Here is a 9995-nt window from a genome sequence, read left to right on the forward strand (position 1 = left end):
AGGTCAGCTCGACGGGTGTCTCGCGGCCGAAGATGGACACCAGCACCTTGAGCTTCTGCTGCTCGGCGTTCACTTCGCTGATCGAGGCGGGCAGCGTGGCGAACGGACCGTCCATCACCGTGACCGACTCGCCGACCTCGTAGTCGACCAGGATCTCCGGCCGTTCCAGGGTGGCCTCGCCCGACGCTGCGGCGACGGCCGCGGTGGACTTGGCGGCCTTCTTGGCCGCACCCTGCGGCAGCAGGAACTTCACCACGTCGTCGAGCGACAGCGCGGTGGGCCGCGAGGTGGCGCCGACGAACCCGGTCACGCCCGGGGTGTTGCGCACGGCCGACCAGGAGTCGTCGGTCAGATCCATCCGGACCAGGATGTAGCCGGGCAGCACCTTGCGGTTGACCTGCTTGCGCTGCCCGTTCTTGATCTCGGTGACCTCTTCGGTGGGCACCTCCACCTGGAAGATGTAGTCGCCGACGTCCAGGTTCTGCACCCGGGTCTCGAGGTTGGCCTTCACCTTGTTCTCGTAGCCGGCGTAGGAGTGGATGACGTACCAGTCGCCCGGCTGGAGGCGCAGCTCCTTCTTGAGCGCGACGGCGGGGTCCTCTTCTTCGGCCGGGGCGTCCTCAGCCGGCGCTTCAGTGGCCGGCGCCGCGTCGGCAACTTCGGCCGACTCGACCGCTGCGGCCTCGTCGACCGGGGTCGCCTCGTCGGCGACTTCGGCGTTCGGCTCGACCGACTCAGCCGCGGGCGTGTCGCCCTCGAAGCTAGTCACGGTTGTCAGTCCTTCCTCGTCATGGTTCCCCGGCCTCAGCCGAACACCAGCAGCACCAGCTCGGCCAGACCGATGTCGGTCAGGCTGATCAGCGCTGTCATGAAGACCAAGAACACCAACACCACCACGGTGTAGGTGCTCATCTGCTTGCGGTTGGGCCAGATGACCTTACGAAGTTCACCGACGACCTGCTTGAGGTAGTTGACGACGAACTTGAACGGCGCGAGGATCCCGCCGCCCTGCGAGTCCTGCGCGGCCTTCTTCTTGGCCTTGGCGCTCTTGGCGGCCTTGCCGGAGCCTTCCTCGACCCCTTCGGACTCGAGGATCTCGGTCGCCTCGTCGGACTGGGCCGCCGCGGCCCGGCGACGGGTCCGCTTACCGGTCGGCCGCTGCGGAGTTGCGACAACCGTCTGGCCGGCACCGTCGTCGTCCGGGCCGGTGCCCGTGACCTCGGTGTCGGTGTCGCGCTCGTCGCTCACCGCATGCTCCTTAGCTCAACCCGCTGCGACCCGTTGGGTCGGATGGTTCCCATCTTTCCAGTGTCCACACTGCCAAAAGCGGCGTGTGAAGCCCATATTCAATTTGGAGCAGGGGCGACAGGACTTGAACCTGCAACCTGCGGTTTTGGAGACCGCTGCTCTGCCAGTTGAGCTACGCCCCTCTGTCGATTCCGACTGGTACTGCTACCGGATGCTGCCCACATAACGCGCGCGCTCTCCGACCGGTCTGGCCAACCGACGGACAAGCGCGCTTGTGCTGGGAAAAACCCGAGGTCTGAGTGTACCCCCAGCCCGGTCCCAGACCGAAATCACCCGGCGCCGACCGCTCAGATCAGCTTGATGTCGGCCATCCGTTCCGAGTCACGGCCCATCAGGGTGGTGAACGCCTCCAGCACCAGCTCGTCATCCTGGTTCCGGACGACGTTGCGACTGGTCACGATGTCGACGCCGAAAGACTCCTTGTGCGTCTCGACCTTGAACCAGCAGGACAGCTCGTCGCCTTCCTTGAGCGGCTTGTGGAAGACGAAGCGCTGGTCGGTCTGGACGATCTGCATGGTCTCCACACCGAAGTCGTGGACGCGGAAGAATTCCTTCTGCACCAGCAGCGCCATCACGGCCGGAAAGGTGACCGACGCCACCAGCCCGTCGTGGCCCAGCTCGGCGGCCGCCGCGACGTCGTGGCAGGCCGGTGACTCGTCCTTGATCGCCTTGGCGAACTCGCGGATCTTCTCGCGGCCCACCACAAAGGTGTTGGAGTACTTGTGCGTCATCCCGACGACATTGAGGTTCAGCGACATGCTCAGGCCAGCTTCGCCGACGCGACGGCGCGGCCGAAGATCTTCTTGCCCCCAGTGGTGGCGCTCAGCGCGATGGTGACGCTCTTGGTCTCGGGGTCCAGTGATTTCACCCGACCGTTGAACACCAGTTCGGCGCCGACGCCGTCGTTGGGCACCGTGACGAAGCTGGTGAACCGCACGTTGTACTCGGTCACCGCGCCCGGGTCGCCGATCCACTCGGAGACGTAGCCGCCGCCGATGCCCATGGTCAGCATGCCGTGGGCGATCGCACCGTCTTCCAGACCGACCATCTTGGCGATCTCGTCGTCCCAGTGGATCGGGTTGAGATCACCGGAGACGCCGGCGTAGTTGACCAGGTCCTGCCGGGTCAGTGGATACGTCTTCTCGGGCAGCTTGTCGCCGACCTGGACCGAACTGAACTCACGCAGAGCCATCGTTGAAGCCACTTTCTCCGTTGTCCTCGCTACGCCCAGCCAGGGTGGTGTAGTTCTCCTGCACAATCTCACCGGTCTGATCGGTGATGACGGTCTTGATCACGACGATGTCGGTGCCGTGTGCGGTGCGCACCGAATCGACATTGACGTCGGCGTACAGCTTGTCACCGACCAGGATGGGCTTGAGGAACTTCAGTTCCTGATCGACCTGGACGATTTTGGCGTCGCTGATTTCGACCCCGGCCGCCTCGAAGAAGGCGACCTGGGCCTTGTAGCCGAAGACACAGATGAAGGTGAGCGGCACCAGCAGATTCGGATAGCCGAGTTCCGCGGCGGCCTGCTCCGCAAAGAAGTAGGGAGCGTCATTCTTGACCGCGGTGGCGTGCTCCCGGGCCTTCTCGCGCTCAACCTGATAGTGATCCGGGTAGCGGTAGTTCAACCCGAGAATCTTTTCGGACAGAGCCACGTACCAGAACCTACCTAGTTGACTTCAACAGCGAAAGCGAGCCTCAGCGCGACTCGCGGTGCGCCTGGTGCTTGCCGCAGTTGGGGCAGAACTTCTTCAGCTCCAACCGGTCGGGGTCGTTGCGGCGGTTCTTCTTGGTGATGTAGTTGCGGTGCTTGCACACCTCGCAGGCCAAGGTGATCTTGGGCCGTACGTCTGTACTGGAGGCCACGTCGACTGCTCTCTTTCACGTTCTGCGGGTTCTTGTAGCGGTGGGGGGACTCGATCCCCCGACCTCACGATTATGAGTCGTGCGCTCTAACCAGCTGAGCTACACCGCCATATGAGCGGGCGCCTAGCGGCGACCGTCGAGCCCCCTAACGGAATCGAACCGTTGACCTTTTCCTTACCATGGAAACGCTCTGCCGACTGAGCTAAGGGGGCCTGGTACTGCTGGGTCCTGCTGTCCCGCCGCGAACCTCTCGGCGGGCCTTAAAGAGGGTACAGCCTGGGGCTTTTCAACACCAAACCGCAGGTCATTTCGGCTGCCAGGGGCAACAAGAGCCGCGCTCGGGGTGATTCCCGTGACCGGATCACCCCGAGCGCGGTCTGCCGTTTCCGCTAGTCCAGCAGCCAGTCGTTGGGGCTGAACAGCTCGCAGTGCAACCGGCCGGCCGACACCCCGTGCGCGACCAGTTGACCACGCACGGCCTGCACGAAGCCGTTGTTGCCACACAGGTACACCTCGGCGCCGGCGGGCAGTTCGATGCCGTCCAGCGACATCAGTCCGGCGTGCACGCCCGGCATCCCGGCGGTCAGCCCGTCCTCGTACCAGACGTCCAGGCTGGCGTTGGGCAGCGCGGCCACCAGTTCCCGCTGACGCTCCCGCAGCGGGTGGCTCTGGTCACCGCGGTCGGCGTGCAGCACCCGAACCACGGTGGCCGGCGCCTCGACCGCCAGGTACTCCAGGATGCCGACCATCGGCGTGATCCCGATGCCTGCCGACACCAGCACCAGCGGCGAGCCGTTGGGCTTGGGCAGGTCACCGAACGGCACCGTGATGTCGATCAGGTCGCCGACGCAGACGTTGGCCCGGATCCAGTTCGACACCTCACCGGCCGGGCTGTCACCGACCGCTTCGACGGGCTTGACCATGAAGGTCAGCTCATCGCTGCCGGGTGCATTCACCAGGCTGTACTGGCGCAGCTGACGGGCCCCGTCAGGCAGCGTGATCCCGACCGAAACATATTGTCCCGGAGCGAAATCCGGCAACCGCTGGGCGGGTGTACCGCACACGGTGAGCAGCACGGCACCGGACGGGTCGTCGACCCGGCGGGCCACCCGCAGCCGGCGGAACACGTCGCCGTCGGCCACGCCGGCCTCGACGTAGAGTGCGTGCTCCATCGCGATCAAGGTGTCGGCCATGATCCAGTACACCCGGTCCCAGGCCTCGGCCACCTCGGCGGTGACGGTGTCGGCACCGAGCACCTCGACGATCGCGGCGAACAGGTTCTCGTGCACGATCGGGTACTGATCGGCCGTGATGCCCAGCGACACGTGCTTGTGCCCGATCCGGGACAGCAGTTCGGTCGGGTGCGGCAGGTCCGGGTCGACCAGGTGGGTGGCGAAGGTGGCGATCGAGGCGGCCAGTGCGCGTTGCTGAGCGCCCTGAGCCTGGTTGCCGCGGTTGAACAGGTTGCGCAACAGCTCCGGATGGTTGGTGAACATCCGGCGGTAGAACTCCGCGGTGATCTCATCGATGTGGGCGCCGACCAAGGGCAGCGTCGCCTTGATGACCTCGGCATGCTGCGGCTCGAGTTCGGCGCGCTCGATGGTGATGGTCATTGCGGATTCCTTTCGGTGGTGAGTTGCAAGAGCACGGGCAGCGTTGGGCTTCCGGCTAAGTCGGCGATGGTGTAGCGGTTGAGTTCGGCGTAGAAGGCCTCCTTCGCATCGGCCATCAGGCGACGCAGCCGACAAGCTGGCACCAAAGGGCAGGGGCTGTCACCGGCGCAGTCGATGACCTCGCGGTCGCCTTCGAGGCTGCGCACCAACCAGCCGACCGACACCTCGCGGCCGGCGTCGGTCAGTTCCAAACCACCGACCCGCCCGCGCCGGGCGTTGACCATGCCCAGTTCGACCAACCGGGACACCGCCTTGGCGATGTGGTTCTCCGAAGCCGCGGCCGACACCGCGATCGAGCGGGTGGTGACACGCTGATCCCGCGACTCGCCCGCGGCCAGCAGCATCATGGCTCGCAGTCCGAGGTCGGTGAATCGGGTCAGTTGCACGTCATTGACGCTAGTAATTGCGCATTTCAGATACCACTTTTGCGACTGTGGCGTTAAACACCGTATGACGTGCGGTTTTTTTACCTGCGACGACCTCTGACGGGGCCGCCAAATAGGCTGGGGGCATGGGTGATGACCGTCTGTACTTCCGTCAGCTGCTGTCTGGTCGCGACTTCGCCGCCGGCGACATGATCGCCCAGCAGATGCGCAACTTCTCCTACCTGATCGGCGACCGGGAGACCGGCGAGGCGCTGGTGGTCGACCCGGCTTATGCGGCCAATGATCTGGTCGACATCCTGGAGGCCGACGGCATGCGGCTGAACGGCGTGCTGGTCACCCATCACCATCCCGACCACGTGGGCGGATCGATGATGGGCTTCACGCTCAAGGGCCTGGCCGAACTGCTGGATCGGCAGAGCGTCCCGGTGCACGTCAACACCCATGAGGCCCAGTGGGTGTCGCGGATCACCGAGATCCCGCTGTCGGACCTGACCAGTCATGAACACGGCGACAAGGTGAGCGCCGGCGCCATCGAGATCGAGTTGTTGCACACCCCGGGCCACACACCGGGCAGTCAGTGCTTCCTGCTGGACGGGCGGCTGGTGGCCGGCGACACCCTGTTCCTGGACGGCTGCGGCCGCACCGACTTCCCGGGCGGCGACGCCGACGAGATGTTCCGCAGCCTGCAGCAACTGGCCGCCCTGCCGGGAGATCCGACGGTGTTCCCCGGGCACTGGTACTCGGCGGAACCCAGCGCGCAACTGGCCGATGTCAAGCGCACCAACTACGTCTACCGCGCGTTGAACCTGGATCAATGGCGGATGCTGATGGGCGGCGCGTGAGCTGCCAGCACCGTTCACTTGGCGTCTAGGGACACGTTTCGGGCGAAAGTCGCTACCCAGCTTCTAGATGAATGCAGCATCGTGGAGCGCCGTTCCGTAACGTCGGGTGCATGACCGGACCCGTGACCTATCGGCACGACGACACCATCGCCGTGATCACCCTCGACGACGGCAAGGCCAACGCGCTCGGCCTCGAGATGCAGCAGGCCGTCAACGACGCCCTGGACGCCGCCGAACGCGACGGCGTCGGCGCGGTGGTGTTGACCGGCAACCAGAAGGTGTTCAGCGGCGGGTTCGACCTGCGGGTGTTCGGCTCCGGTGACGCCGAAGCCGCGATCGCGATGCTGCGCGGCGGTTTCGAACTGACCCATCGGCTGCTGTCGTTCCCGACGCCGGTGGTGATGGCCTGCACCGGGCACGCCATCGCGATGGGCGCGTTCCTGCTGTGCGCCGGAGACCACCGGATCGCCGCACCCGGCTACAACATTCAGGCCAACGAGGTCGCGATCGGCATGGTGATGCCCTACGCCGCCCTGGAGTTGGTCAAGCTGCGGCTGACCCCGGCGGCGTCGCAGCAGTCCGTCGGCCTGGCCAAGGTGTACTTCGGCGAAGCCGCGCTGGCGGCCGGCTGGATCGATGAGATCGTGCTGCCCGACGCGGTGCTCGAGCGCGCCGAAGAAGCCGCCCGGGAGTTCGCCAAGTTGAACCGCGGCGCCCACGTCGCGTCCAAGCTGCGGGTCCGCGCCGAAGCGCTGGACGGCATCCGCGCCGGTATCGAGAAGATGCCGGCCGAACTCGGGCTCGCCTGAGGAAAGGACCATCATGACCCTCACCGACAAGACCGGTGCCCCGGTCAGCGTCACCAAACACGACGACCGGTTCAGCATCGAGGTAGAAGGCAAACCCGTCGGCCTGGTCACCTTCGCCGAGCGCGACGGCAAGCGCATCTTTCCGCACACCGAGGTCGACGAGGCCTACGGCGGGCGGGGTTTGGCCACCCTGCTGATCGGCGAGGCACTGGCCGCGACCCGCGCCGAGGGACTGCGGATCGTGCCGGTCTGTCCGATGGTGGTCGGCTATCTGGAGAAGAACGACGGCTTCGCAGACGTGGTGGACGAGGCCACGCCCGAGATCTTGCAGTGGCTATCGCCCGGGGTGTGAACACCCCGGGCCGGTAGCTCGGCCGCTACGTCGTGGTCAGCGAGCCCGGTGGCTGGTGATCGGCCAGCCACCGCCGTTCGACCCGCTTGACCCGCTGGTGTTCCAGCGTGATCGCCAACGCGCCGGCAGTGACCAGCGCCCCGGCGATCAGACCCAGGATGATCGACAAGCTGGGGTTGCCGTAGGCCGTGGCCGCGACCGTGGCCGCGATCAGTACCGTGCCCACCCCGATCAGCAACAAGCCGGGCAGCCACAGCGTGTCGATGAAGGATTCACCGGCATGCGGTTGCGTGGTTCTGGCGTGGTCCACCGGGTCGCGATGCGCGCCTTTCATCGCATCTCCCTCCGTCGCAAGAGATGCCTCCAGGATACCTCTGTTGTGAGTTGCATCACAGGCTCAGGTGTCTCGGCGGCGGACGGCCGTCCGGCTTTGCACCCACCGACGCAGCTACAGGTAGCGAACTACTCATGCGCGCGTCGGCACCCGCACCTAGCGTCGGGAATGCAGCCGAAACGAGGAGCGAGGCAATGAGCACAGCAACGTTGATCTGGTTGGCCGGCGCGATGCCGACGCTGGCGCTGACGGTGCGAGTGCTGCAGACCCGGTTGGAGAGTTGGGACCAACGCAGGCACGCCGAGGACTGATCGCCCGGGTGCGGTCAGGTCAGGTCCGCGCCAACGCGCTGCCGGCCACCCACTGATCCCACGGCACACCCCAGTCGCCGTTGTCGGCCGGATCCAACGGCGGGCCGCCGGTGCCGCGCACCTCGACGATGTCACCGGGCACCGAGAAGTCGTGGAACCACTTGGCGTTCTCGTCGCTCAGGTTCAGGCAGCCGTGGCTGACGTTGGTGTTGCCTTGCGCCCAGATGGTCGAGTTCAACTGATGCACGTAGATGCCGTTGATGCTGATCCGGGTGGCCCACGGGATGGTCAGCCGGTACCCCTCGGCCGAGCCGACCGGCAGCCCGTAGCTGGAGGAATCCATCACCACCGAGGCTTCGGTGTCCAGCACGGTGTAGACCCCCGGCGGGGTCCAGAACGAGAACGTCTTGCCGGCGACCGTCTCGGTGCCGCCCTTGCCCATCGAGGTCGGCATGGTGCGCACCAGCTTGCCGTTCTCGTACACCGAGATCTGCTTGGTCTTGTCGTCGGCGACCGACACGTGCGAGTCACCGATCCGGAAGCTGACCCGCTGATCTTCCTGACCGAATACGCCGCCGCCGAGATCGGTCCCGTAGATGCCGGCGTCGATCGTCACCACGGTGCCGGGTTCGTAGTACTTCTCCGGCCGCCAATGCACGTTCTGGTCACTCATCCAGTGCCAGGAGCCGGCCACCGGCGGGTTGGTGGTGACCTTGAGCCGGCGTTCGGCGGCGGCCTTGTCGACGATCGGGGTGTCGAACCGCACGACCGGCACGATGCCGACGCCGTAGCTGGCGCCCTCGCTGAGCGGGATCCAGCCGGTGGTGGTCAGGTAGGCGTTGGCCAGTGCGTCCGGCGCGACGGTGGAGAAACTCGACGTCTGTCGGCTGAGCATTCCGGACGGCCCGCGCGCCGCCACCGTCATGGTGTAGCTGCGGCCGTAGCCGAGCGGTTCGGCGGGCTGCCACACCCGGCCGTCCTGACTCATCTTGCCCTCGACCGGGTAGCCGGATTCGTTGACCATCTCCACCGACGTCAAGGTGCCGGTTGCGGCCGCCACGAACACCGCCGATGCCGGGTTGACGTCCTGAGCCGCGGGCGCGGGCCGCACCCATAATGCCGCCGGCCGCGGTGCTGCCGACTGGACCACCGGGGTGACCGCCGCCGTCACCGTCGTGCAGTTCTCACGGCACTGCGGCGCGGCCGACACCACGACGCCGCCGAGCACCGCCAGCGCGGCGAAAACCGCTGCGAGCCAAGCACCTCGGACGCGGCGAGTCGACATCTGCAAATTCTCCAATGTGCTGCGACAACGGCTACGGGCTGCGATCCGGCCGGTGCTCTCATGGTAGTGGCGCGCACTGCGATACGCCGGACCGGCCGGGCCACGATTCGATGTCGCGTCGGCGTCGGTCAGGGGCATCCAGGCGTGCGCACACCAGGTTGGGTATCCGCAACGCTGCGGCGCCGGGGTCCTCATGCTGCCACACCCGAACGCTGCTGCCCCCCGCTGCGGCCAATCGGCGATCCGTGTCGCGGTTCCGCTCCCGGTTGGCCGCTGTCACGGTGTGGTCCTGGAATTAGCTCGCGGCCGATCTGACCGCGGTGGGATGCGCACCGCTGCCCCGCCCGGTTCAAGCACTGTCGGACGACGAGTGCCAGCAACGGTTTGCGGTGTCGGCCGGCTGCGCCGGGCGGGCGCCGGCACTGTCATCCGCGGCCGTCAAGGACGGCGAATAGCTGACCTAACCACCTCTGACCTGGCAAATCGTTTAGCTCGACTCACCTTCGCGACACCCGGGGTCGATGTGTCTTATCGCACAAAAACGTCTAGACTGTGTTGTAGGCCATAGCGAAGGGAATGACATGGGCGGGTTCAACGAGGGTCCGATCCAGCGACAGAAGCGGGCGTTGCCGCCCGCGGCGGGGGGCACCATCAGTGGCCACCGGGTGTTGCTGGCGGTTTTGCTCTTGCTCATCGCCGTCGCCGTGATCAGCGGGGTGGCGTTCGCGATCAGTAGCGGTCAACCCACCCTCGCGATCGCGATAGGTTTGATCGGCGCAGCATTCTTCACTCGAGTGGGCGCCTGACCCAACAGATCCACATCCCC

General features: G+C 66.0%; 14 protein-coding genes and 3 tRNA genes. 4 read left to right on the forward strand and 13 right to left on the reverse strand.

What is annotated here, in order from left to right; translation table 11 throughout:
* From nusG to AC5Y3P_RS22060, 11 genes are all read right to left on the reverse strand, one after another.
* Positions 1-769: transcription termination/antitermination protein NusG (gene nusG / locus AC5Y3P_RS22010; RefSeq protein WP_500048063.1), on the reverse strand; the 769-nt coding region annotated here is incomplete at its 3' end.
* A 35-nt stretch (positions 770-804) separates the two neighbouring features.
* Positions 805-1248 carry a preprotein translocase subunit SecE gene (gene secE / locus AC5Y3P_RS22015; RefSeq protein ID WP_500048064.1) on the reverse strand — a complete coding sequence of 148 codons (444 nt, stop codon included), beginning with the start codon at positions 1246-1248 and terminating at the stop codon, positions 805-807.
* A 109-nt stretch (positions 1249-1357) separates the two neighbouring features.
* Positions 1358-1430: transfer RNA gene (locus AC5Y3P_RS22020), tRNA-Trp, on the reverse strand.
* Between the two features lie 165 nt (positions 1431-1595).
* Positions 1596-2066 (reverse strand): FAS1-like dehydratase domain-containing protein, encoded by a 471-nt coding sequence (locus AC5Y3P_RS22025; protein ID WP_500048065.1) that lies wholly within the window; start codon positions 2064-2066, stop codon positions 1596-1598.
* 2 nt (positions 2067-2068) lie between these two features.
* On the reverse strand, positions 2069-2500 hold the full coding sequence (gene hadB, locus AC5Y3P_RS22030) for a (3R)-hydroxyacyl-ACP dehydratase subunit HadB (protein WP_500048066.1): 432 nt from the start codon (positions 2498-2500) through the stop codon (positions 2069-2071).
* Positions 2487-2966 (reverse strand): (3R)-hydroxyacyl-ACP dehydratase subunit HadA, encoded by a 480-nt coding sequence (gene hadA / locus AC5Y3P_RS22035; protein WP_500048067.1) that lies wholly within the window; start codon positions 2964-2966, stop codon positions 2487-2489. Before hadA ends, hadB begins: the two co-directional genes overlap by 14 nt.
* 43 nt (positions 2967-3009) lie before the next feature.
* Positions 3010-3177 carry a 50S ribosomal protein L33 gene (gene rpmG / locus AC5Y3P_RS22040; protein ID WP_068250576.1) on the reverse strand — a complete coding sequence of 56 codons (168 nt, stop codon included), beginning with the start codon at positions 3175-3177 and terminating at the stop codon, positions 3010-3012.
* A 35-nt stretch (positions 3178-3212) separates the two neighbouring features.
* Positions 3213-3286: transfer RNA gene (locus tag AC5Y3P_RS22045), tRNA-Met, on the reverse strand.
* A 30-nt stretch (positions 3287-3316) separates the two neighbouring features.
* Positions 3317-3389: transfer RNA gene (locus AC5Y3P_RS22050), tRNA-Thr, on the reverse strand.
* A 177-nt stretch (positions 3390-3566) separates the two neighbouring features.
* On the reverse strand, positions 3567-4790 hold the full coding sequence (locus AC5Y3P_RS22055; RefSeq protein ID WP_500048068.1) for a globin domain-containing protein: 1224 nt from the start codon (positions 4788-4790) through the stop codon (positions 3567-3569).
* The gene (locus AC5Y3P_RS22060; protein WP_500048070.1) at positions 4787-5236 is read right to left on the reverse strand and encodes an RrF2 family transcriptional regulator; all 450 of its coding nucleotides are present in this window, start codon (positions 5234-5236) and stop codon (positions 4787-4789) included. Before AC5Y3P_RS22060 ends, AC5Y3P_RS22055 begins: the two co-directional genes overlap by 4 nt.
* A gap of 125 nt (positions 5237-5361) precedes the next feature.
* On the opposite strand from AC5Y3P_RS22060, the gene AC5Y3P_RS22065 reads away from it, so the two are divergent.
* The 3 genes from AC5Y3P_RS22065 to AC5Y3P_RS22075 all read left to right on the forward strand — a co-directional run bounded on the left by AC5Y3P_RS22065 (position 5362) and on the right by AC5Y3P_RS22075 (position 7239).
* Positions 5362-6078, forward strand: coding sequence for an MBL fold metallo-hydrolase (locus tag AC5Y3P_RS22065; protein WP_500048071.1), 717 nt, complete (start codon positions 5362-5364; stop codon positions 6076-6078).
* 110 nt (positions 6079-6188) lie between these two features.
* On the forward strand, positions 6189-6887 hold the full coding sequence (locus tag AC5Y3P_RS22070) for a crotonase/enoyl-CoA hydratase family protein (protein ID WP_500048072.1): 699 nt from the start codon (positions 6189-6191) through the stop codon (positions 6885-6887).
* A gap of 13 nt (positions 6888-6900) precedes the next feature.
* Positions 6901-7239 carry a GNAT family N-acetyltransferase gene (locus AC5Y3P_RS22075; RefSeq protein WP_500048073.1) on the forward strand — a complete coding sequence of 113 codons (339 nt, stop codon included), beginning with the start codon at positions 6901-6903 and terminating at the stop codon, positions 7237-7239.
* 25 nt (positions 7240-7264) lie between these two features.
* Here AC5Y3P_RS22075 and usfY read toward each other — a convergent pair whose 3' ends face one another.
* Positions 7265-7573: a protein UsfY gene (gene usfY / locus AC5Y3P_RS22080; RefSeq protein WP_500048074.1), complete on the reverse strand. Its 309-nt coding sequence runs from the start codon at positions 7571-7573 to the stop codon at positions 7265-7267.
* 330 nt (positions 7574-7903) lie between these two features.
* A complete protein-coding gene (locus AC5Y3P_RS22085) occupies positions 7904-9169 on the reverse strand; it encodes a L,D-transpeptidase (RefSeq protein ID WP_500048075.1) in 1266 nt (421 codons plus the stop codon).
* A gap of 581 nt (positions 9170-9750) precedes the next feature.
* Between AC5Y3P_RS22085 and AC5Y3P_RS22090 the strand changes: the two genes are divergently transcribed.
* Positions 9751-9975, forward strand: coding sequence for a hypothetical protein (locus AC5Y3P_RS22090; RefSeq protein ID WP_500048076.1), 225 nt, complete (start codon positions 9751-9753; stop codon positions 9973-9975).
* Positions 9976-9995 lie beyond the last annotated feature (20 nt).

Source organism: Mycobacterium sp. NGS45 (assembly GCF_059812645.1).

Coding starts and splice junctions, on each gene's coding strand:
- AC5Y3P_RS22025 (WP_500048065.1), bottom strand. CDS start 2,066: ATGTCGCTGAACCTCAATGTCGTCGGGATGACGCACAAGTACTCCAAC.
- hadB (WP_500048066.1), bottom strand. CDS start 2,500: ATGGCTCTGCGTGAGTTCAGTTCGGTCCAGGTCGGCGACAAGCTGCCC.
- AC5Y3P_RS22055 (WP_500048068.1), bottom strand. CDS start 4,790: ATGACCATCACCATCGAGCGCGCCGAACTCGAGCCGCAGCATGCCGAG.
- AC5Y3P_RS22065 (WP_500048071.1), top strand. CDS start 5,362: ATGGGTGATGACCGTCTGTACTTCCGTCAGCTGCTGTCTGGTCGCGAC.
- AC5Y3P_RS22070 (WP_500048072.1), top strand. CDS start 6,189: ATGACCGGACCCGTGACCTATCGGCACGACGACACCATCGCCGTGATC.
- AC5Y3P_RS22075 (WP_500048073.1), top strand. CDS start 6,901: ATGACCCTCACCGACAAGACCGGTGCCCCGGTCAGCGTCACCAAACAC.
- usfY (WP_500048074.1), bottom strand. CDS start 7,573: ATGAAAGGCGCGCATCGCGACCCGGTGGACCACGCCAGAACCACGCAA.
- AC5Y3P_RS22085 (WP_500048075.1), bottom strand. CDS start 9,169: ATGTCGACTCGCCGCGTCCGAGGTGCTTGGCTCGCAGCGGTTTTCGCC.
- AC5Y3P_RS22090 (WP_500048076.1), top strand. CDS start 9,751: ATGGGCGGGTTCAACGAGGGTCCGATCCAGCGACAGAAGCGGGCGTTG.